23 protein-coding genes and 1 pseudogene are annotated in these 19,183 nt (G+C 69.7%); 16 read left to right on the forward strand and 8 right to left on the reverse strand.

What is annotated here, in order from left to right; translation table 11 throughout:
* The first annotated feature begins 21 nt into the window (after positions 1-21).
* Positions 22-1,533, forward strand: a complete 1,512-nt coding sequence (locus tag M4V62_RS17175) for an MDR family MFS transporter (protein ID WP_249588144.1) — start codon at positions 22-24, stop codon at positions 1,531-1,533.
* A gap of 12 nt (positions 1,534-1,545) precedes the next feature.
* Here the strand turns inward: M4V62_RS17175 and M4V62_RS17180 are convergent, their stop codons facing one another.
* Positions 1,546-1,947: a hypothetical protein gene (locus tag M4V62_RS17180; protein ID WP_249588145.1), complete on the reverse strand. Its 402-nt coding sequence runs from the start codon at positions 1,945-1,947 to the stop codon at positions 1,546-1,548.
* Positions 1,948-2,070: 123 nt separating this feature from the next.
* Here M4V62_RS17180 and M4V62_RS17185 point away from each other — a divergent pair, with 123 nt between their 5' ends.
* Positions 2,071-2,709: a uridine kinase family protein gene (locus tag M4V62_RS17185; RefSeq protein WP_249588146.1), complete on the forward strand. Its 639-nt coding sequence runs from the start codon at positions 2,071-2,073 to the stop codon at positions 2,707-2,709.
* 158 nt (positions 2,710-2,867) lie between these two features.
* On the opposite strand, the gene M4V62_RS17190 is transcribed toward M4V62_RS17185, so the two are convergent.
* Positions 2,868-3,647: a SigE family RNA polymerase sigma factor gene (locus M4V62_RS17190; protein ID WP_249588147.1), complete on the reverse strand. Its 780-nt coding sequence runs from the start codon at positions 3,645-3,647 to the stop codon at positions 2,868-2,870.
* A 181-nt stretch (positions 3,648-3,828) separates the two neighbouring features.
* Between M4V62_RS17190 and afsQ1 the strand changes: the two genes are divergently transcribed.
* The 5 genes from afsQ1 to M4V62_RS17215 all read left to right on the forward strand — a co-directional run bounded on the left by afsQ1 (position 3,829) and on the right by M4V62_RS17215 (position 7,646).
* Positions 3,829-4,506 (forward strand): two-component system response regulator AfsQ1, encoded by a 678-nt coding sequence (afsQ1, locus tag M4V62_RS17195; protein WP_030562528.1) that lies wholly within the window; start codon positions 3,829-3,831, stop codon positions 4,504-4,506.
* Positions 4,503-6,089: a sensor histidine kinase gene (locus M4V62_RS17200; RefSeq protein WP_283779092.1), complete on the forward strand. Its 1,587-nt coding sequence runs from the start codon at positions 4,503-4,505 to the stop codon at positions 6,087-6,089. Before afsQ1 ends, M4V62_RS17200 begins: the two co-directional genes overlap by 4 nt.
* Positions 6,086-6,688, forward strand: a complete 603-nt coding sequence (locus M4V62_RS17205) for a hypothetical protein (protein WP_249588148.1) — start codon at positions 6,086-6,088, stop codon at positions 6,686-6,688. The genes M4V62_RS17200 and M4V62_RS17205 overlap by 4 nt, the downstream gene beginning before the upstream one ends.
* 73 nt (positions 6,689-6,761) lie before the next feature.
* Positions 6,762-7,352: a VanZ family protein gene (locus tag M4V62_RS17210; RefSeq protein ID WP_249588149.1), complete on the forward strand. Its 591-nt coding sequence runs from the start codon at positions 6,762-6,764 to the stop codon at positions 7,350-7,352.
* Between the two features lie 90 nt (positions 7,353-7,442).
* Positions 7,443-7,646: a PspC domain-containing protein gene (locus M4V62_RS17215; protein WP_249588150.1), complete on the forward strand. Its 204-nt coding sequence runs from the start codon at positions 7,443-7,445 to the stop codon at positions 7,644-7,646.
* Positions 7,647-7,738: 92 nt separating this feature from the next.
* On the opposite strand, the gene M4V62_RS17220 is transcribed toward M4V62_RS17215, so the two are convergent.
* Positions 7,739-8,143 carry an ATP-binding protein gene (locus M4V62_RS17220; protein WP_249588151.1) on the reverse strand — a complete coding sequence of 135 codons (405 nt, stop codon included), beginning with the start codon at positions 8,141-8,143 and terminating at the stop codon, positions 7,739-7,741.
* Between the two features lie 133 nt (positions 8,144-8,276).
* Positions 8,277-9,446 (reverse strand): adenosine deaminase, encoded by a 1,170-nt coding sequence (locus M4V62_RS17225; protein ID WP_249588152.1) that lies wholly within the window; start codon positions 9,444-9,446, stop codon positions 8,277-8,279.
* A 102-nt stretch (positions 9,447-9,548) separates the two neighbouring features.
* Between M4V62_RS17225 and M4V62_RS17230 the strand changes: the two genes are divergently transcribed.
* Together M4V62_RS17230 and M4V62_RS17235 are read left to right on the forward strand one after the other, a co-directional pair.
* Positions 9,549-10,316, forward strand: a complete 768-nt coding sequence (locus M4V62_RS17230; RefSeq protein WP_249588153.1) for an alpha/beta hydrolase — start codon at positions 9,549-9,551, stop codon at positions 10,314-10,316.
* Positions 10,317-10,430: 114 nt separating this feature from the next.
* The gene (locus M4V62_RS17235) at positions 10,431-10,823 is read left to right on the forward strand and encodes an STAS domain-containing protein (RefSeq protein ID WP_249588154.1); all 393 of its coding nucleotides are present in this window, start codon (positions 10,431-10,433) and stop codon (positions 10,821-10,823) included.
* Here the strand turns inward: M4V62_RS17235 and M4V62_RS17240 are convergent.
* Both M4V62_RS17240 and M4V62_RS17245 read right to left on the reverse strand, forming a co-directional pair.
* Positions 10,710-11,717 (reverse strand): sigma-70 family RNA polymerase sigma factor, encoded by a 1,008-nt coding sequence (locus M4V62_RS17240; RefSeq protein WP_249588155.1) that lies wholly within the window; start codon positions 11,715-11,717, stop codon positions 10,710-10,712. The genes M4V62_RS17235 and M4V62_RS17240 overlap by 114 nt on opposite strands.
* Before the next feature lie 122 nt (positions 11,718-11,839).
* Positions 11,840-13,144 (reverse strand): MFS transporter, encoded by a 1,305-nt coding sequence (locus M4V62_RS17245; RefSeq protein WP_249588156.1) that lies wholly within the window; start codon positions 13,142-13,144, stop codon positions 11,840-11,842.
* 62 nt (positions 13,145-13,206) lie between these two features.
* Between M4V62_RS17245 and M4V62_RS17250 the strand changes: the two genes are divergently transcribed.
* The 5 genes and pseudogenes from M4V62_RS17250 (at position 13,207) to M4V62_RS17275 (ending at position 16,594) form a co-directional block, all read left to right on the forward strand.
* Positions 13,207-14,205: a LysR family transcriptional regulator gene (locus M4V62_RS17250; RefSeq protein WP_249588157.1), complete on the forward strand. Its 999-nt coding sequence runs from the start codon at positions 13,207-13,209 to the stop codon at positions 14,203-14,205.
* Positions 14,206-14,418: 213 nt separating this feature from the next.
* Positions 14,419-14,681, forward strand: a pseudogene (locus tag M4V62_RS17255) (hypothetical protein).
* Positions 14,662-15,180 (forward strand): DUF6879 family protein, encoded by a 519-nt coding sequence (locus M4V62_RS17260; protein ID WP_249588158.1) that lies wholly within the window; start codon positions 14,662-14,664, stop codon positions 15,178-15,180. Before M4V62_RS17255 ends, M4V62_RS17260 begins: the two are co-directional and overlap by 20 nt.
* A gap of 6 nt (positions 15,181-15,186) precedes the next feature.
* Positions 15,187-16,035: a helix-turn-helix domain-containing protein gene (locus M4V62_RS17265; protein WP_249588159.1), complete on the forward strand. Its 849-nt coding sequence runs from the start codon at positions 15,187-15,189 to the stop codon at positions 16,033-16,035.
* A gap of 292 nt (positions 16,036-16,327) precedes the next feature.
* Positions 16,328-16,594, forward strand: coding sequence for a hypothetical protein (locus M4V62_RS17275; protein ID WP_249588161.1), 267 nt, complete (start codon positions 16,328-16,330; stop codon positions 16,592-16,594).
* 121 nt (positions 16,595-16,715) lie between these two features.
* On the opposite strand, the gene M4V62_RS17280 is transcribed toward M4V62_RS17275, so the two are convergent.
* On the reverse strand, positions 16,716-16,976 hold the full coding sequence (locus M4V62_RS17280) for a GntR family transcriptional regulator (RefSeq protein WP_249588162.1): 261 nt from the start codon (positions 16,974-16,976) through the stop codon (positions 16,716-16,718).
* Between the two features lie 161 nt (positions 16,977-17,137).
* On the opposite strand from M4V62_RS17280, the gene M4V62_RS17285 reads away from it, so the two are divergent.
* Together M4V62_RS17285 and M4V62_RS17290 are read left to right on the forward strand one after the other, a co-directional pair.
* On the forward strand, positions 17,138-17,467 hold the full coding sequence (locus tag M4V62_RS17285; protein ID WP_249588163.1) for a hypothetical protein: 330 nt from the start codon (positions 17,138-17,140) through the stop codon (positions 17,465-17,467).
* On the forward strand, positions 17,464-17,685 hold the full coding sequence (locus tag M4V62_RS17290; protein ID WP_249588164.1) for a hypothetical protein: 222 nt from the start codon (positions 17,464-17,466) through the stop codon (positions 17,683-17,685). The genes M4V62_RS17285 and M4V62_RS17290 overlap by 4 nt, the downstream gene beginning before the upstream one ends.
* A 113-nt stretch (positions 17,686-17,798) precedes the next feature.
* Here M4V62_RS17290 and M4V62_RS17295 read toward each other — a convergent pair whose 3' ends face one another.
* Entirely contained in the window at positions 17,799-19,076 is a 1,278-nt protein-coding gene (locus tag M4V62_RS17295) for a thymidine phosphorylase (RefSeq protein WP_249588165.1), read from the reverse strand.
* Positions 19,077-19,183: the final 107 nt, after the last annotated feature.

The raw sequence follows: 19,183 nt of genomic DNA on the forward strand, positions 1-19,183 counted from the left end.
TCACGTCCTCTGGGGGGAACGATGAGTCAACGTACGGAAGAGACGAGCGTCCCCGACGGACCGGGTGCCACGCAGCCGCCCGCCGCGCCGGACGGACCGTCCAAGCTCGTCCTCTTCGGGCTCCTGCTCGGCCTGATGCTGGGTCTGCTCGACGGCACGATCGTCGGGACCGCCCTGCCCACGATCGTCGGCGACCTGGGCGGCCTGGACCACCTTTCCTGGGTGGTGACCGCCTATCTGCTCACCGCGTCCGTCTCCACCCCCATCTGGGGCAAGCTCGGCGACCTCTACGGGCGCAAGGGCAGCTTCATCTGGTCGATCACGGTGTTCCTCGCGGGCTCCGTGCTCTCCGGGCTCGCCCAGGACATGGGACAGCTCATCGCCTTCCGCGCCGTGCAGGGACTGGGCGCGGGCGGCCTCATGGTCGGCGCCATCTCGATCATCGGCGTCATGCTGCCGCCGTCGCAGGCGGGCCGCTCGCAGTCGATGGTCGGTGCGATGATGCCGGTCGCGCTGGTCGGCGGGCCCCTGCTCGGCGGATTCCTCACCGACCAGCTCGACTGGCGCTGGGTCTTCTACGTCAACGTGCCCGTCGGGGCGGTAGCCCTGCTCGTCGTCTGCTTCCGCCTGCACCTGCCCGGCGAACGGAGCACCGCACGGATCGACTACGCCGGGGCCGCGCTGCTCTCCGCGGGCATCCTTTCCCTGACGCTGCTGGGCAGTTGGGGCGGCACGACGTACGCCTGGACGTCACCGCAGATCCTCGGACTCGGCGCGCTCGGCACCGGCGCCCTCGTCTGGTTCGCCCGGGTCGAGCGGCGGGCGCCCGAACCGATCATCCCGCCCCGCCTTTTCGCCGACCGCAACTTCACGCTCGCCCAGATCCTCTCCTTCCTGGTGGGCGCGGCCATGCTCGGGGCGTCCTCCTATCTGCCGCAGTACATGCAGTTCGTGCGCGGCGCGTCCTCGACGGCCAGCGGCATGCTGCTGCTTCCGCTGATGGCGGGGATGTTCGGTGCGCAACTCCTGCTGGGGAAGGTCACGTCCAACGGCGGCGGCTACCGCGCCTACCCCATCATCGGCGGGGCCCTGACGGCCGTGGGCGGGCTCGCGCTCCTCGCGGTCGGCGCGGACACCCCGACGGCGGTGACCTCCGCGCTGACCCTCGTACTCGGCGCCGGAATGGGCTTCTTGATGCAGAGCACGCTGCTGATCACCATCAACAGCGCGGAGCCGCGCGACATGGGCGCGGCCACCGGCACCGCCACCCTCCTCCGGACCATCGGCGGCTCGCTCGGGATCGCCGTGCTCGGCGCGGTCTACTCCAGCCGGGTCGCGTCGGCCGGGATGCCGGAGGGCGGCATGGCGTGGACGCCCGAAGCGGTGCGGGAGATGCCGGAGGGGGTGCGGGACGTGGTGCGGACGTCGGTCACCAGCGGGCTGCACGGCGTGGTCCTGGGATCCGCGCTCCTTGGGGCCGCGGCGTTCGCGGTGGCCTGGCTGGTGCGGGAAGTGCCGCTGCGAAAGAGCTGACGCCGCCGGAGGTCAGCCGGGCAGCAGTCCCGTGGCCGGACCCACCAGCGGCAGGTCGTCGAGCGATCCGCCCTGCGTCAGCGGGGCGGTGAGCGGCGCCGTCGTGACCGGCTTGAAGTCCGCGATCCGGGTGCCGACCGCGTTGTCCAGCGGGTCGACCCCCGTGCCCGCGAGCGGGTCGAGCTTCAGCTCCTTGACGGGCCCGAGCCCACCCCCGGCGGCCTCCTGCACCGCGAAGAGCGCCCCAGCGGCACCCGCCGACAGCTGGTCGGACGCCGGGGGCGCGGGGGCCGGCGCGGCGCTCGCCGTCGCCGCACCGCCGATGCCGAGGGCCGCGCCCGCGACGGTGACCGTCAGGCCCGCGCGCAGGAGGGCGCGGGAGAGTTGCGTGGAGGCTGTTGCGTGCCGTGCCATGAGTACCGCCCGAATCCTCTTGAGTAATCAGATGCGCACGTAGCGTAGTTGAGGTGCGTTGTGGGCGCCAAAGCCCTACCCGTGGGGTCGCCTGGGCGGCTCAATGCAGCACACTGGTCTCTCGTGAGTTCCCATCCCCCGATACCCACCCGAGTCGTGCTGCTCGCCGGCCCCTCCGGGTCAGGCAAGTCGTCGTTCGCCGCCCGCTCCGGGCTGCCCGTCCTGTGCCTCGACGACTTCTACAAGGAGGGTGACGACCCGACAGTGCCGCAGGTCCCCGGCAGCACGGACATCGACTGGGACTCCCCCGCCTCCTGGGACGCCGACGTCGCCGTCGCCGCCATCGAGCAGCTGTGCCGCACGGGACGTACGAGCGTCCCCGTCTACGACATCTCCACCAGCTCGCGTACGGGCGAGTCCGCGATGGACATCGAGCGCACGCCCCTCTTCATCGCGGAGGGGATCTTCGCGGCGGACATCGTGGAACGGTGCCGGGAGAGCGGCGTGCTCGCCGACGCGATCTGTCTGCGCGGGCGGCCGTCCACCACCTACCGGCGGCGGCTGCTGCGGGATCTGCGCGAGGGACGCAAGTCGGTGGCGTTCCTGCTGCGGCGCGGCTGGCGCCTGATGCGCGCCGAACGCGCCATCGTGGCCCGGCAGACCGCGCTCGGTGCTCACCCCTGCGGCAAGGACGAGGCCCTGGGGCGGGTTGCCGCCGCTGCCGCGGGGCGGTGCGTCAAGGCGCGCGCCGACGCCGCGTAGATCCGCGCGGCAACCCGGGCAGCACAAGCAGAAGGACCGGAAAGACCCCCCGGCCTTCCGGTCCCGCCACTTGTTTCCCCCGTGATCCCCGTTTTCCCCCGTGGATCCCCCCGGTACTGCCCGCCGCCTCCCCCCGGGAGCGGCGGCCCCCATGATCCCTAGGCGACCAACTCGCCGAAGGACTCTTCCTGGTCACGGCCGAAGCTGAGGACCTCGTCCTCGCGCAGCCGGCGCAGCGAGCGCCAGATGCTGGACTTCACCGTGCCCACACTGATGTCGAGGATGTCCGCGATCTCGGGGTCCGTGCGGCCCTCGTAGTAGCGCAGGACCAGCATCGTCCGCTGCAGTTCGGGGAGGCGGGCCAGGGCCTGCCAGAGAACCGCGCGGAGTTCGGTGCCACGCATCGCGTCCGTGTCGCCCGCCGTCTCCGGCAGCTCCTCGGTCGGGTATTCGTTGAGCTTGCGGCGCCGCCAGGCGCTGATGTGCAGGTTGGTCATGGTCCGGCGGAGATATCCGCCGACCGCGGCCTTGTCGCTGATCCTGTCCCAGGCGCGGTACGTCGAGAAGAGGGCGCTCTGGAGCAGGTCCTCGGCCTCGAAGCGGTCACCGGTCAGGTGGTAGGCGGTTGCGTACAGGGAGGCACGACGCTCCTGGACGTAGGCGGTGAACTCCGCCTCCGACGCTGTGGTGCGCTCCCCCGTGTCCTCCCTGTACGCGGCTCCCCCGTGAGCCCCCCCATCGGTTCCCCCGTTGTCCCCGCGGGTCGCCCCCGGGAACGCGTCAACCACCGTCATGTACGCGGTGTGCTGACGCCCGGTGCCGCGAGCGCACCCCCGCCCGCTCACGGCACCGGACTTCTCGTGCCTCTCGGCAGGCCGGATCACGTCGTGGAGACGCGTGATTACTGCGCTTGAGCTGGTGCTGTGCAGTGTGTTCATCTCGCGCCCCCCGTCGGTGGAGTCCGGCTTCTTCCGTGTGACCAGAACTCTGCCGGACCCACTTCATGAGGGTGTCCGCCGACTGTCACAGGCCTGCAACAGCCCTTCTATGTGTAGGGGAGAAGTGTGGGAGGGCTCCAACAGTCGAACTGTGGCCTTGCCATGGGACAGAATGACGTCCGTGCCTTCCCTGTTGCTGATCGAGGACGACGACGCCATCCGTACGGCCCTTGAGCTTTCGCTCACCCGCCAAGGGCATCGGGTGGCTACTGCTGCCACCGGCGAGGACGGCCTGAAGCTGCTCAGTGAGCAGCGGCCGGACCTGATCGTGCTGGATGTGATGCTGCCGGGCATCGACGGATTCGAGGTGTGCCGTCGCATCCGGCGCACCGACCAGTTGCCGATCATCCTGCTGACCGCGCGCAGCGATGACATCGACGTGGTCGTCGGGCTCGAGTCCGGTGCCGACGACTATGTGGTGAAACCCGTGCAGGGACGGGTGCTCGACGCCCGTATCCGCGCGGTGCTCCGGCGCGGTGAGCGCGAGGCCAACGACGCGGCGACGTTCGGTTCGCTCGTCATCGACCGCGCCGCCATGACCGTGACGAAGAACGGCGAGGATCTCCAGCTCACGCCGACCGAGCTGCGGCTGCTCCTGGAGCTGAGCCGCAGGCCCGGACAAGCCCTGTCGCGGCAGCAGTTGCTGCGTCTGGTGTGGGAGCACGACTACCTCGGCGACTCCCGGCTCGTCGACGCGTGTGTGCAGCGCCTGCGCGCGAAGGTCGAGGACGTGCCGTCCTCGCCGACTCTGATCCGTACGGTCCGTGGGGTCGGCTACCGGCTGGACACTCCTCAGTGACCAAACCGCAGGACAAGCTCCGCGGTTGGGCCGCGGCGCGCAAGGCGATCATGGCGGGACTGCGTTTCACGAGCCTCAGGCTCCGGCTGGTCGTGGTGTTCGGCCTGGTGGCGCTCACCGCCGCCGTGACGGCGTCCGGAATCGCGTACTGGCTGAACCGCGAGGCGGTCCTGACCCGTGCGCAGGACGCGGCCCTGAAGGACTTCCAGCAGGAGATGCAGACCCGCGCCGGCGCGCTGCCGCCCAATCCGACCCAGGACGAACTGCAACAGGCCGCCGGGACGATGGCCAACAGCAGCCAGCGCTACAGCGTGCTCCTGATCGGCGAGAACTCCGACGGCGACACGATCGTCGGCTACTCCGACCTGGACGCCTTCACGCTCGCCGACGTGCCCAAGTCGCTGCGCAAGACGGTGAACAAGGAGCAGCCGCTCACGTCGAGCAACAAGAGTCCGTACCACCTGTACTGGCAGCGGACCGTCGACGGCGGCACCCCGTATCTCGTGGGCGGTGCCAAGGTCATCGGGGGCGGGCCGACCGGTTACATGCTCAAGTCCCTCGAACCCGAGGCGAAGGACCTGAGTTCGCTCGGCTGGTCGCTCGCGATCGCGACCGGGCTCGCGCTCATCGGCTCCGCGCTGCTCGCGCAGGCCGCGGCGACCACCGTGCTCAAACCGGTGCACCGGCTCGGTGTCGCCGCGCGGCGGCTCGGCGAGGGCAAGCTGGACACGCGCCTGAGGGTGTCGGGCACGGATGAACTTGCCGATCTGTCACGGACGTTCAACCGGACCGCGGAGAGCCTGGAGAAGAAGGTCGACGACATGAGCGCCCGCGAGGAGGCGTCGCGGCGCTTCGTCGCCGACATGTCGCACGAGCTGCGTACGCCGCTGACCGCGATCACCGCGGTGACGGAGGTCCTTGAGGAGGAGCTCGACGCGGAGACCGGTTCCGTCGACCCGATGATCGAGCCCGCCGTACGCCTGGTGGTCAGCGAGACCCGCCGCCTGAACGACCTGGTGGAGAACCTGATGGAGGTCACCCGCTTCGACGCGGGCACGGCCAGGCTCGTCCTGGACGCCGTCGACATCGCCGACCAGATCACGGCCTGCATCGACGCCCGTGCCTGGCTCGACGCGGTGGAGCTCGACGCGGAGCGCGGCATCACGGTGCGGCTCGACCCGCGGCGCCTGGACGTCATCCTGGCGAACCTGATCGGCAACGCCCTCAAGCACGGTGGTTCGCCGGTGGAGGTGTCGGTGCGGCTCGCGGGCGAGAAGCTCGTCATCGCGGTGCGCGACGGAGGCCCCGGCATCCCCGAGGACGTACTGCCGCACGTCTTCGACCGGTTCTACAAGGCGAGCGCGTCCCGGCCGCGTTCGGAGGGCAGCGGTCTCGGGCTCTCCATCGCGCTGGAGAACGCGCACATCCACGGCGGGGAGATCACTGCCGCGAACTCGCCCAAGGGCGGCGCGGTGTTCACGCTGTGGCTGCCGCGCGATCCGTCGGGGCTGCTGCCCGACGACGAGGGGGACGACGGCACGGACGGCGACGCCGACGCCGGCGTCGAGGGAGACGAACGATGAACCGCCGACGGCTTCGGGCCGCTCTCCTGGCCACCGCGCTGACCGGGACGCTCGCCGGATGCGGGATCCGCTCGACGGAGGTGCCCACGGACTTCGGTCCCGGTCCCTCCCGGGTGCCGTGCGTGATGTCCGGGTCGAGCATCGCGTCGCAGTCCACCAGCGGCGTGCCGGTACAGGTCTTCCTGGTGTGCGCGGCGCAGCTGGTGACGGTGGACCGGTCGGTGCGGATCCCCGCGGAGAAGGCGACGTCCGACCGGGTCCGCATCGCTCAGGCGCTCCTCGACGAGCTCGCGCACACCCCGTCGGCCCCGGAGAAGCAGGCGGGCTTCGCGACGGACGTACGCGGCGGGACGGTCGTCAGCGGCCCCGCTGAGGGAGATCCCGAGGACGCGCTGCGGTTCAGTTCGTCCCCGGAGGACCTGTCGGCGTTCGCGCTGGCCCAGATCGTGTGCACGTTTGCGGACAGCGCGGCGGCGGGCGACGACCGCGAGGTCATCATGGGCGGCCCCGGCGACGACCCGCTGCGCCGCTACGAATGCACCCAGGCCGTCCGTCAGCGCCCCGGAACGGTGGCTCCGCCCACGGAGACGGTGAAGTAGCAGGACCCGGCTGAAGCGGCCGCACAGGGCAGTCACCCTGTGCGATCGGGACAGCACCGCGTACCGGGATGAGATGCGCGGAACCGATCCTGCCGCTGGGCGCGTCTTGGGGGGCGTGCGTCAAGGCTCGGGCGGCCACGGGGCCGCCATCCGCTTCCGCGCGGCGGGAGGATTCCTCCTCGTCGCGCATCTTCTGCTCGTCGGCTGGTTCACTCTGCGTCCACTGGACGTGCCGTGGGTCAGCGCGGCGAACCTTCAGCCGTTCGCCGGCATCAAGGCGGATCTGGCGCTCGGCCCTGTCCAGGCGGCCCGGCAGATAGGCGGCAGCCTGCTGCTCCTCGCCCCGCTGGGCCTGCTGCTTCCGCTCGCCGGGGGGCGGGTGCACGTCTCGCCGCTGGGTTCGCTGGTGCGCACGGTCGCGGCGGGCGCGCTGATCTCGCTCGGCATCGAACTGCTGCAGACCGGGGTCCCCGGGCAGGTCGTCGACATCGACTCGCTGTTCCTGAACACGGTGGGCGTGGCGCTCGCGCACGTCGCCGTGGTGCCCGCGGTCAGGGCCAGGCTCCGCCGCCGGACGGACGTGGAGCATCGCGCGGCCCTCCTGCGGGAGGACGCTTCTCAGGGTGCGACCCCGACGATTCCCAGGGTCGGTATCGCACCCTAGAGCGACGCTTTGCCCGCTTCGTGAACGTAACTTTGAGTCATCGGGGAAACGCCCCCGGACCTCATGCCGACGGTTCACGAAGGAGCCACCATGACCGCCCTTGCCCGCCCCACGAACGGCCGGATGATCGGCGGAGTCTGTGCCGCCCTCGCCAAGCGCTTCGGCACATCGGCCACCACGATGCGCGTGATCTTCGTGCTCTCGTGCCTTCTTCCCGGACCGCAGTTCCTGCTCTACATCGCGCTCTGGTTCCTGCTGCCCACCGAGGGCAAGACCCGGCAGGCCGCCTGGTGATCCGGCGGCTCTCACTGCCACATACGTACGCCGATGGGGCGCCCCCTTGCGAAAGGGTGCGCCCCATCGGCGTACGCGGAGACCGGTGAGGGTCAGCCGAGCGGCAGGCCCTCGACGGGCAGACCCTGCGTGGGCAGGCCCCCCTGGAGCGGCAGGGCACCGGCGACCGGCAGACCACCGAGCAGACCGGAGAGCGGGTCGGCGGCGGGCTTGCCGCGGTCGGCGGCGTCCTTGGTGCTCTCGCCGAGCTTGTCGACGGTCGGCGCGGCGGCCTGCAGGGTGCTGCCGAGCGCGTTCTGGCCCGCGGCGACCGCCTCGGGGCCACCGGCGGGCAGGGTGTCGGCGACCTGCGCCGTGGGCAGCGTCGAGGTGGCGGCGCCCAGCGCGCCCGTGGCGTCGGGCACGGCCGGTGCGGCGTTCGCGGCACCCGCGCCGGCGGCGGCGAAGGCGGCGCCGAGAGCGGCGACACCGAGGGTCTTGGCGGCAGACTGCTTCATCTTCAATGCGTCCTTGATGACGGGGACTTTTGAGCGGCCCACGACCGTAAACATGTGAAGGGGCGGTCCGCAAACAGCGAAACGCGACCGGGAATTAATGTTCCCGGCCGCGCCCGCATTGCCTCAATTTCTGTTACACGTCGACAGAAGCCCTGGTGGAGGCGGTCTGACGGAACAGCCATTCGGACTTCAGCTCGGCATATCCGGGCTTGATGACGTCATTGATCATGGCAAGGCGTTCATCGAAAGGAATGAACGCTGATTTCATCGCATTGACTGTGAACCACTGCATGTCGTCGAGTGTGTAGCCGAATGTGCCGACCAGGTGCTCGAATTCGCGGCTCATGCTGGTGCCGGACATAAGACGATTGTCCGTATTCACCGTGGCACGGAAGTGCAGCTTGCGGAGCAGGCCGATGGGGTGCTCGGCGTACGAGCTCGCCGCACCGGTCTGGAGGTTGGAGCTGGGGCACATCTCCAGGGGGATGCGCTTGTCGCGTACGTAGCTGGCGAGGCGGCCGAGCTTGACGGTGCCGTCGTCGGCGACCTGAATGTCGTCGATGATCCGCACGCCGTGGCCGAGCCGGTCGGCACCGCACCACTGGAGGGCCTGCCAGATGGACGGCAGGCCGAAGGCCTCGCCCGCGTGGATGGTGAAGTGGTTGTTCTCGCGCTTGAGGTACTCGAACGCGTCGAGGTGCCGGGTGGGCGGGAAGCCCGCCTCCGCGCCCGCGATGTCGAAGCCGACGACGCCCAGGTCGCGGTAGCGGTTGGCGAGTTCGGCGATCTCCAGGGCGCGGGCCGCGTGCCGCATGGCGGTGAGGAGCGCGCCCACGCGGATGCGGTGGCCGTTCGCCTTCGCGCGCCGCTCGCCCTCCCGGAAGCCTTCGTTGACGGCCTCGACGACCTCTTCGAGGGTGAGGCCCTGCTCCAGGTGCTGCTCGGGGGCGTACCGGATCTCGGCGTAGACGACGCCGTCCTCGGCGAGGTCCTCGGCGCACTCGGCCGCCACGCGCTTGAGGGCGTCCTTCGTCTGCATGACAGCGCAGGTGTGGGCGAAGGTCTCCAGATAGCGCGGCAGCGAACCGGAGTCGGCGGCCTCCCTGAACCAGATCCCGAGCTTGTCGGGGTCGGTCTCGGGCAGTGACTCGTACCCCGACTCACGGGCTAGGTCGACGATCGTGCCGGGGCGCAGACCGCCGTCGAGGTGGTCGTGCAGGAGCACCTTCGGGGCGCGGCGGATCTGTTCGGCGCTGGGCGTTTCGCGGTCCGTGTGACCGGCTTTGGTGGTCTGGCTCGTCATCTCGGCACTCTAGCGCCTACGCGCGTAGATCTCACGGGTCGATACGTAACAGTGACCCCGCGGACGGGTGGCGTACACCATCGCTTCTGACACTGTTCTGTCATGGCACAGCAAGCGACGCCCGATTCCGCGCGCGCGGCCAGGCTCGGGCGCGTGATCGGCACCCGTCCATCGGCGGTCAGCGGCGCGGTGCTGCTGCTCCCCGGCGGCCACGAGACCTCTGCCCGCAAGCCGTCCCCGTTCGCCGCGAACGCGATGCGCGCGCTCGGCCGCAGGCTCGCCCAGGACGGCCGCGGCGAGGGGCTCGCCGCGCACGTCGTCCATTACCGCTGCCGGGGGTGGAACGGCGCGCAGGCGCAGCTCGCGCGGGACACGGAGTGGGCGGCGGACGAGATCGTCCGCCTCTACGGCGACGTCTCGATCTGCCTCGTCGGCATGGACATGGGCGGCCGGGCCGCGCTGCGGGTGGCAGGACACGACGCGGTCAACTCCGTCCTCGCGCTGGCCCCTTGGCTGCCCGAGGACGATGTGGCCGCGTCCCCCGAACCGGTGAAGCAGCTCGCGGGGCGGCGGGTCCTGATCGTGCACGGCACGAACGACGAACGGACCGATCCCGAGCTCTCGTTCCGGCTCGCGGAGCGGGCGAAGAAGGCGAACCGGGAGGTGTGCCGGTTCGAAGTCCACTCCGACGGACACCGGTTGCAGCAACATCACTCCGAAGTCCAGGCGCTGGCATCGGACTTCGTCCTGGGTTCGCTGTTCGGACACGCGTACTCGCGCCCGCTGGAGGACGCGCTGGCGGCTCCGCCGCCGCTGGGGCTGCGGATGCCGCTCGCCTCCGGCTTCGGGGAGTCGATGCGGCAGCGGTGAGGTGCCTGGGCTCGAGCTCGGGCGGTCCCTGCGGGGCTTTCCCCACTGCGCCTATTAGCGCGCTCCGCGCGCGGGCACCCCTTGCCCCGCGCCACCGGGTTGGCGGACCTACCGATGAGTTCCGGCCCCCCGCCCAGTCATCCCAACGTGAACCCCAAACCGCAGCCAGACCTGACCCTCACCGGCACCCTTGACCGAGAGGCCACGCACCGCCTCTGCGAGGAGGCCCGCGCCACGTTGCAAGCGACCGGCGCGGACGTCCTCGTATGCGACGTCGCGGACCTGGGCCCACCCGTCCTGGCAGCGATAGACGCGCTGGCCCGCCTCCAGCTCACCGCCCGCCGCGCGGGCGGCCGGATCCGCCTGCGGAACCCGGCCCCGCACCTGCGCGAACTACTGGACCTCGTCGGGATCCCCATGGAGATCGAGATGGAGCGGCAGGCCGAACAGCGGGAACCACCGGGGCGTGTCCAGGAAGCAGTGGAAGCCCGCGATCCGCCCCTCTGAGATCTCGATGACCTGAACCGCCCACGGCGCGAACCCACCCTTCTCGGGGTCGGGCTTGTAGTGGGCGAAGCCCGGCGTGCCGTTGACCTCCACCGGGAACAGCTTGCTGTCGGCGCAGGACGCGCCGATGGTCGACATGAAGCCGGTGATGTCGGACGTGCCGCGCAGCCACAGGTCGAACGGGGGCATCGTCATGATGGCGTCTTCGTGCAGCAGCGCCGTCAGCGCCGCCATGTCATAGCCCTCGAAGGCGGCGACATAGCGCTCAAGGAGCTTCTGCTGCTCGTCGTCCAGCGGATCGGACACCGCCGTGTCGTCCGCATGGCCCTCGGCCAGCGTCGCCCGCGCCCGCTGCAACGCGCTGTTGACGGAAGCCACCGACGTGTCGAGGAGCTCGGCCGCCTCGCTGGCCTTCCACGCGAGGACCTCGCGCAGGATGAGCACCGCCCGCTGCTTGGGCGGCAGTTGTTGCAGGGCGGCGACGAACGCGAGCCGCACCGACTCCTTCGCCACGGCCGCCTCCGCGGGGTCACTGACGGACGGCAGCATGCGCGCGTCCGGCATCGGCTCCAGCCATACATTGTCCGGGCGCGGCGTGAGAGCGGCCTGGGCCAGCGGGGCCGCCGCGGTCAGGTCCATGGGACGGGCGCGGCGGTTGCCCGCGTTGAGCATGTCCAGGCAGACGTTCGTCGCGATCCTGTACAGCCACGACCTGAGGCTGGAGCGGCCCTCGAACTTCTCGTAGCTCCGCCAGGCGCGGACCATCGTGTCCTGCACCGCGTCCTCGGCCTCGAAGGCCGAGCCCAGCATGCGATAGCAGTACCCGGTCAGCTCGACCCGGTGTTTCTCCAGCGTGACGTCCAGTTCCGACGTCGTCCCTGCGATGTCCGTCATACCGACCCACCCACCCCTGCGGCTACCACGAAAGTCCCAGCACTTTGGAAGCTACCGCAGCCCACTGACAACGGCCCCCGGAGTAGGAAAACCCGCAGGCGGGAGGGGGTCGCCCGGAACAGCTAGTGCGCGGCCACGAGCCCCCGCCGGTCCCGCCGCTCCTGGACCCGGGCCGCGTGCGACCCCCAGACGGTGATGGACACGACGCCGAGCACCGCGAGCAGACCCAGGCCCACCGTCCCGGCCCAGCCCCCCGAGTGGAAGGCGACCGCGCCGAGCGTGCCGCCCGCGCTGGAGCCCAGGTAGTACGCGGACTGGTAGAGCGCCGAAGCCTGCGCACGCCCCGCGGTGGCCGTACGGCTGACGGACGAGGACGCGACCGCGTGACCTGCGAAGAAGCCCGCGGTGATCAGGACGAGCCCGAGCAGCACCATGGCCAGGGAGTCGGACAGGGAGAGCAGCAGACCGCCGGCCGTCGTGCTCACCGCCAGGTACAGCGCCCCGCGCCTGCCGAGCCGCGCCACCAGCTTGCCCGCGGCGGCCGAGGAGACCGTACCGACGAGATAGACCAGGAAGATCGAGCCGATGATGCCCTGCGGGAGCGAGAAGGGCGCCTCGGTGAGGCGGTAGCCGATCACCGTGTAGACCGCGCCGAAGACCGTCATGAACAGCGCGCCGATCGCGTACAGCCTGCACAGCAGCGGGTTGGCGAGGTGCGAACGGATCGTACGGCCCAGCGCCTTGGGGTTGAGCGAGCCCGCGGTGAAGTGGCGCGGCGCGGGCAGCAGCGCGCGGAAGGCGAGCGCGCACAGGACGGCCACGATGCCGACCACACCCACGGCCACGCGCCAGCCCCAGGCCTGCGCGACCCAGCCCGTGATGACGCGCCCGCTCATGCCGCCGATCGAATTCCCCGCCACGAACATGCCGATCGCGGCGACCAGCGCCTTGGGCCTGACCTCCTCCGCGAGGAACGCCATCGCGGACGCCGGGAGCCCGGCGAGCGCCGCGCCCTGCACGGCACGCAGCGCGATGAGCGCGCCGATGGAGGGCGCGAAGGGGACGAGCAGCCCCACGACCACCGCGACCGTCAGCGAGACCGTCATCAGCGTCCGCCGCCCGAAGCGCTCGCTGAGCGCGCTCAGGGGCAGTACGAAGAGGGCGAGCGCGCCCGTGGCGGCCGAGACCGTCCAACTCGCGGTGCTCGCGCTGACGCCGAAGTCGGCGGAGACGAGGGGGAGCAGCGCCTGCGTGGAGTAGAGGAGGGCGAAGGTGGCGACACCCGCGAGGAAGAGGGCGAAGCTCATCCGGCGGTAGCCGGGGCCGCCGGGGGTGAGCCGGGAGTCGGCTTCGGGAGAGGCATCGGTGGACGACGGGGCGGGGGCGACCGCGTGGGTGGCGGACGCCCCGCTACTGGCAGGAGGCATGTGTCGAACGTAGGCACACGTGACTCATCCGTCCAATGCATGGATTGGCCATAATCGTTCCCATGGTGCATGAGCGCAGTTCAGAGCAGCGTCTGTCGCAGAGCAGTTACATAGGAGACATCGGCGCGGGCGCGTCGGCGCCCGCCGAGCTGACACCCGGGTCCTGGTCGGCGCTGCTCTCGCCGCGCCTCGCGTACTTCGCGGGGGTCGCGCGGACGGAGCACGTGACGCGGGCCGCGCAGGAGATGCAGGTGCCGCAGTCGACGCTGTCGCGTGCGCTGGTGCGCCTCGAACAGGATCTGGGGGTCGACCTGTTCGCGCGGCACGGCAGGACGGTGTCCCTGACCCCGGCGGGCCGTACGTTCCTCGCCTCCGTCGAGCGGGCGCTCGGCGAGGTGGAGCGGGCCGCGGAGTCGGTGCGGGCGGACGCGGACCCGGCGTCGGGCAAGGTCGCCTTCGGCTTCCTCCACACGATGGGCTCGGAGACCGTACCCGGCCTGATCCGCGCCTTCCGCGCGGACCATCCAAGGGTCCGCTTCAGCCTCGTACAGAACTACGGGGAGGCGATGATCGAGCGGCTGCGGGCAGGGGAGCTGGACCTCTGCCTGACCTCGCCCGTGCCGGACGCCCCCGACCTGGTGGCCCGCCGCCTGGACGAGCAGCGCCTGCGCCTCGTCGTGCCGGACGACCACCGCCTCGCCTCCCGGAAGCGGGTCCGCCTCGCGGAGGCGGCGGACGAGGCCTTCGTGACCCTCGAACCGGGCTACGGCCTGCGGCGCATCACGGACGACCTCTGCCAGGAGGCGGGCTTCAAGCCGCGGATCGCGTTCGAGGGGGAGGAGGCGGAGACGCTGCGTGGCCTGGTGGCGGCGGGCCTGGGGGTGGCCCTCCTGCCACCACCGGCCGTCCCGCGTCCGGGAGTTGTGGAGCTGACGGTGACGGGGCAGCGGGCGGTGCGGGAGATCGGCGTGGCCTGGCTGGACGGCCACCCGGACACTCCGCCGGTGGCGGCGTTCAAGAAGTTCCTGCTGGGGCGGCGGGGCAGGTTGCTGCCGGAGTGACTTCTCCTTCCCCAACCCCGCCGCTTCCCGGCTGTGACATTTGCGGCTGATCAAAGAGCCCTCGCGCTCGCCACCCCTCCAGGGCGGTGGGTGGGGGGCTTGTCTTGCCGGGTGCAGTATCAAGTGCCATACATGTATGCCCTCTTGACGCCCCTCGCGACGAGCGTGATGGTCGTGCAATCGAGCGCAATCGGATCGACAGAGGGTGAAGTCATGAAGCTACGTTTCCTTGGGATCATCCCGAACACGCCCGTGGACGACTCGCCGACCATCTGGTTGGACGAGGACACGGGAGACCTGTTGATCCAGCCCTACAGGCCACGGAAGAAGACGTAAAGGCGTGCCAGGAGATCGGTTCCATTCCCGGTCACTCCACAGACGTTCCGAATCACGAGACGATCATCCGGCTTCCGGCAGTCATGCTGAAGTACATCCCGCGACCGGAAGGCGACAACGGTGAAGTACCCCGTACGTGAGGGACTGGCAAAGACGCAGCACTCCGCCGTGCATCTGGAGATGCGCGACAGCTACACCCCGGATGACCCCGAGTTCGCCCGTTGGCGGGCTGATCACCGGTACGGCAACGATCCTGCGAAACTGCCCGAGTGGTGGGGGCCCTGGCGGGACCTGGTGGGCGACATGACGGCACGCGCAGTGGTGATGCGCCGGGCTCGGGTCGTCTCGGAGCCGGTCACCGAGTACATCCGGTACGAGCACGACCTGACGTTCGCCAACGTGGCGGCGGGGGAACTGGTGCGTTGGCTGCCGCGCCGCAAGGCCGCTGATATCGCACTCCCGGGTACCGACCTTTGGATGTTCGACAGCTCGTCAGTGCTGTTCACCTACTTCTCCGGCAACGGTGAAATTGTGGACCGGGAATGGTGCACGAAGCCCGCCGTTGTGGAGTTGGTCAGCTCGGCCTTTGAGACGGTCTGGGAGCGAGCCACGCCCCACGAGGACCACAAGCTGACCTGACCGCCCATGCCCGCTTCAGGATCATCGAGCGCTCAGCAAGCCCGGCGCCTTCTTGCCGGCCGTCTACGGGAGTTGGTGAAAGACGCTGGGCTGGAAGGTAAGGACGTAGCCGTACTGTGTGGCTGGCATCCGTCCAAGGTGTCCCGCATCTCGACAGCGAAGACCCAGCCGAGCGCTGACGACATCCGGGCCTGGTGCCGTGCGTGTGGCGCTGACGACCAGACAGAAGACCTCATCGCTTCTCTGCGAGCCGTTGAAGGCATGTGGGTGGAATGGCGCCGCATGGAGCGTTCAGGACTGCGGCGGGCACAGGAGGCCGTTCTGCCTCTCTTCGAACGCACTCACTGGTTCCGCGCCTACTCCTCATGGTTGGTACCTGGCCTGCTGCAGACCCATGGGTACACCGAGGACGTGTTGCGTGCTGTCCAGCGAAGGCGGGTCACCATCGATGACGTGGCCGACGCCGTGGCAGTACGTATGGAACGGCAACGCGTCCTCTACGAGGGAGACCGGCGCTTCGCGTTCCTGATGGAAGAGTCGGTTCTCCGGAACGGGCTCGGGCAGTCGGACACGCAGCTTGAACAGCTTGAACACCTGCTCACGATCGGTTCGCTTCCCCATGTCAGCTTGGGCGTGGTCCCCACCCGTCTCAGCCGGTCACGGATGCCGGTGGAAGGCTTCTGGATCTACGACAGGGCGCAGGTCAACGTCGAACTCGTCTCGGGCTATCTCACGCTCACGCAGCCCAGCGAAGTAAGCGCCTATGCCGAAACGTTCAGCATGCTGGCCGATATCGCGGTCTACGGTGCGAAGGCTCGGACACTGATCACAGCGTCAATTGACTCGCTTGATTGATTGCCCTGCAATCGCGTGCAATCTGCTGTGAGTTGCGGCAGGCAAGTTCCTAGCGTTGTCACCCTCAGGACGACGCAAGGGGTCCACCCATGACCAACCCGACGACGTATTCCAATCCGCCTGTTGAACTGCCTTTGAGACTCGAAGGCGACCCTCACCCGGTGCCCGGCTGTGACGTATGTGAGGCACTGAGCGCAGAACGCAGTGACGCACGGACCACGGGCAACATGTCCAAGGTCTCAGACGTGAACGTCGAGCTCCGGAATCATCCGCACAGGAAGAGGCGGCGCGCATGATTCCCATGAATCAGTACAAGAGCGCGCGCACAGAGGCTGACCACATCGCGGGGCTCATGCGAGCCGCCCTTATCCGTGCCGGGCTCTCCGAAGAGGACGCCTCAAGGGTTCGTGGTCTGGTCACCGGCAACGGCCGCGCGTACGTGGAAGTCGGCGTTCTCCGGGTCGCCGCTGCAAACACGCTGCTCGAAGCTCTGCCTCTGGCCGGGGCCACGCACACGAACTCCGGCGACGCCCCCACGCTCCGCGCCAAGAGCTTCTGACCTCAAGCCCGCTCGCCGGGGCGCAGCCCTGTGCGGTGCGGAATCCGCTTCGGATCCGGAGAAGTCGAAGCCCCTTTTGCAGCCCCGTCCGACGACGGCGATACAGACCCGTCGGACGGGGCTACTTGTCGTCGGGGGCGCTGCGATCTCGAACGTAGGTCCCCCGGTTCGGCACGGTGTAGACGAGTCCGTTTTCCCTGAGTACGGAAATCGCTGACCGGACCGTGTTGCGGGCAACCCCGTATCGGTCCGTGAGCGCCTTCTCCGAGGGGATGGGCCGGTCGGCGACGAGTTCACCCCGCTCGATCTGCCCCGTCAGATCGGCAGCGATCTGCCGGTACGGGGGCTCCGGTGCCTGGTGATCGATTTCAAGCGCTGCCATGCCGTGAAGCGTAGACAATCGACCATTCCTGTACCGGACTGCACCGACCTAGACGGGGCTATACCGGTTGCTCTAACGTCAGACATGAAAACGCCCCGACAGACCGCTTAGGACCGGTCCGCCGGGGCTCCGCCGAGCAGCTTTCTAGGAGCTGAACGACTATGCGTGATCGTATCGCCCGAGCCCTCACCTGGGCCCTCTCGGTCCTCGCCCCGCGTCGCCCCGGACGGCACTCCGCCGCATTTCTCGCGGACCACGCCGAGCCGACCCCCACATCGGTCAGCCCTTGGGCGCGTCCGTGGACCGGACCGACCAAGGAGGAAGCCGCCGCGTTCTTCCGGCAGCAATCCGAGAGCACGATGGAACTTGCACTCATCCGGGAACGTCGCCGCGCCGCCGTTCTGGCGACCATGGGCGTGGACTACCCATACAGCTACCCAGGCGCCCCCTTCGGACCGTCCGCGTTCGCCGCTGTAGGGGTGTCCGCATGACGAGCGAGGGACTGACCGGCGCAACGCCCGTCGTGACGGTTGCGCTCTGCGTCAAGTGCAAGAAGAACACCAGCGCGCCCGTGGCTGTCCGCTGGATCCAAAGCACGAGCGGCCCCGGAACCACTCTGTACGCCTGCCCCAAGTGCGCCCCTGAACTCGGAGCCGGACCGACCCCCGACGACGAGATCCCCACCCCGTACTCAAAGGCACAGGAATAGACGCAAGAAGAAGACGTCCCGCCCGGTCAGATACCGGGCGGGACAGAACGCCTGCTTACGAACATCGGGAAGGGGCGGGGCTGGGCTGGGGAAAGCCCTGCAGGGACCCGCCCCTACGCGATGCGGTCCAAGACGATCGGCGTCGCCGTGAACTCCGTGCCCTCCGGGGCGATGTCGAAGGAACCCTGCACCGCCTGCAAGGCGTACTCGAAGCGCTCGGGAGTGTCCGTGTGCAGGGTCATCAGCGGCTCCCCCGCGCGGACCTGAGCGCCCGGCTTAGCGTGCAGCTCCACACCCGCACCCGCCTGGACCACGTCCTCCTTGCGCGCACGCCCCGCGCCGAGACGCCACGCGGCCACCCCGACGTCGTACGCGTCGAGGCGGGTCAGGACCCCGGACGACGGCGCCGTCACGACGTGCGTCTCCCGGGCCACCGGGAGGGTCGCGTCCGGGTCGCCGCCCTGGGCGGAGATCATCCGGCGCCACACGTCCATCGCCGAGCCGTCGGCCAGCGCCTTCGCCGGGTCGACGTCACGCAGGCCCGCCGCGTCCAGCATCTCCCGCGCCAGGGCCAGGGTCAGCTCGACCACGTCCGAGGGGCCGCCGCCCGCGAGGACCTCCACCGACTCGCGGACCTCAAGGGCGTTGCCCGCCGTCAGGCCCAGCGGCGTGGCCATGTCCGTGAGCAGGGCCACCGTGCGTACGCCGTGGTCCGTGCCCAACCCGACCATCGTGGACGCCAGTTCGCGGGCGTCCTCCAGGTTCTTCATGAAGGCGCCGGTGCCGACCTTCACGTCCAGGACCAGCGAGCCCGTGCCCTCGGCGATCTTCTTCGACATGATGGACGAGGCGATCAGGGGGATCGCCTCCACCGTGCCCGTCACGTCCCGCAGCGCGTAGAGCTTCTTGTCCGCGGGAGCCAGGCCGTCGCCCGCCGCGCAGATCACCGAGCCGACGCCGTCGAGGACCGAGAGCATCTCCTCGTTCGACAGGAGGGCCTTCCAGCCCGGGATCGACTCCAGCTTGTCCAGGGTGCCGCCGGTGTGGCCGAGGCCCCGGCCCGACAGCTGCGGGACCGCCGCGCCGCACGCCGCGACCAGCGGGGCGAGCGGCAGCGTGATCTTGTCGCCGACGCCGCCCGTGGAGTGCTTGTCGGACGTGGGGCGGGAGAGGGAGGAGAAGTCCATGCGCTCGCCGCTCGCGATCATCGCGGCCGTCCAGCGGGCGATCTCGCCGCGGTTCATGCCGTTCAGGAGGATCGCCATGGCGAGCGCCGACATCTGCTCGTCGGCGACCGCGCCGCGCGTGTACGCGTCGATGACCCAGTCGATCTGCTCGTCGCTGAGCTCGCCTCGGTCCCGCTTCGTACGGATGACGGAGATGACGTCCATGACTCCCCTTTGCGCCTAAACCGGCGCCGCTCTCGCGGACCAGGTTCTCGCCGTGATGGTTGCTCAATTGATGGTTGTGGTGATCACTGGGCGCCATCGCACCCGGC

Origin of the sequence: Streptomyces durmitorensis (genome assembly GCF_023498005.1) — a bacterium.
Classification (GTDB): domain Bacteria; phylum Actinomycetota; class Actinomycetes; order Streptomycetales; family Streptomycetaceae; genus Streptomyces; species Streptomyces durmitorensis.

Excerpts from the sequence above, each read along its gene's own strand:
- M4V62_RS17190 (WP_249588147.1), bottom strand. The coding sequence starts at position 3,647 with ATGAACACACTGCACAGCACCAGCTCAAGCGCAGTAATCACGCGTCTC.
- M4V62_RS17295 (WP_249588165.1), bottom strand. The coding sequence starts at position 19,076 with ATGGACGTCATCTCCGTCATCCGTACGAAGCGGGACCGAGGCGAGCTC.
- M4V62_RS17205 (WP_249588148.1), top strand. The coding sequence starts at position 6,086 with ATGAACCGCCGACGGCTTCGGGCCGCTCTCCTGGCCACCGCGCTGACC.
- M4V62_RS17290 (WP_249588164.1), top strand. The coding sequence starts at position 17,464 with ATGACGAGCGAGGGACTGACCGGCGCAACGCCCGTCGTGACGGTTGCG.
- M4V62_RS17175 (WP_249588144.1), top strand. The coding sequence starts at position 22 with ATGAGTCAACGTACGGAAGAGACGAGCGTCCCCGACGGACCGGGTGCC.
- M4V62_RS17245 (WP_249588156.1), bottom strand. The coding sequence starts at position 13,144 with ATGCCTCCTGCCAGTAGCGGGGCGTCCGCCACCCACGCGGTCGCCCCC.
- M4V62_RS17230 (WP_249588153.1), top strand. The coding sequence starts at position 9,549 with ATGGCACAGCAAGCGACGCCCGATTCCGCGCGCGCGGCCAGGCTCGGG.
- M4V62_RS17275 (WP_249588161.1), top strand. The coding sequence starts at position 16,328 with ATGATTCCCATGAATCAGTACAAGAGCGCGCGCACAGAGGCTGACCAC.
- M4V62_RS17240 (WP_249588155.1), bottom strand. The coding sequence starts at position 11,717 with ATGACGGACATCGCAGGGACGACGTCGGAACTGGACGTCACGCTGGAG.
- M4V62_RS17220 (WP_249588151.1), bottom strand. The coding sequence starts at position 8,143 with ATGAAGCAGTCTGCCGCCAAGACCCTCGGTGTCGCCGCTCTCGGCGCC.
- M4V62_RS17250 (WP_249588157.1), top strand. The coding sequence starts at position 13,207 with ATGGTGCATGAGCGCAGTTCAGAGCAGCGTCTGTCGCAGAGCAGTTAC.
- M4V62_RS17225 (WP_249588152.1), bottom strand. The coding sequence starts at position 9,446 with ATGACGAGCCAGACCACCAAAGCCGGTCACACGGACCGCGAAACGCCC.
- M4V62_RS17285 (WP_249588163.1), top strand. The coding sequence starts at position 17,138 with ATGCGTGATCGTATCGCCCGAGCCCTCACCTGGGCCCTCTCGGTCCTC.
- M4V62_RS17180 (WP_249588145.1), bottom strand. The coding sequence starts at position 1,947 with ATGGCACGGCACGCAACAGCCTCCACGCAACTCTCCCGCGCCCTCCTG.
- M4V62_RS17215 (WP_249588150.1), top strand. The coding sequence starts at position 7,443 with ATGACCGCCCTTGCCCGCCCCACGAACGGCCGGATGATCGGCGGAGTC.
- M4V62_RS17265 (WP_249588159.1), top strand. The coding sequence starts at position 15,187 with ATGCCCGCTTCAGGATCATCGAGCGCTCAGCAAGCCCGGCGCCTTCTT.
- M4V62_RS17280 (WP_249588162.1), bottom strand. The coding sequence starts at position 16,976 with ATGGCAGCGCTTGAAATCGATCACCAGGCACCGGAGCCCCCGTACCGG.
- M4V62_RS17210 (WP_249588149.1), top strand. The coding sequence starts at position 6,762 with ATGCGCGGAACCGATCCTGCCGCTGGGCGCGTCTTGGGGGGCGTGCGT.
- M4V62_RS17235 (WP_249588154.1), top strand. The coding sequence starts at position 10,431 with ATGAGTTCCGGCCCCCCGCCCAGTCATCCCAACGTGAACCCCAAACCG.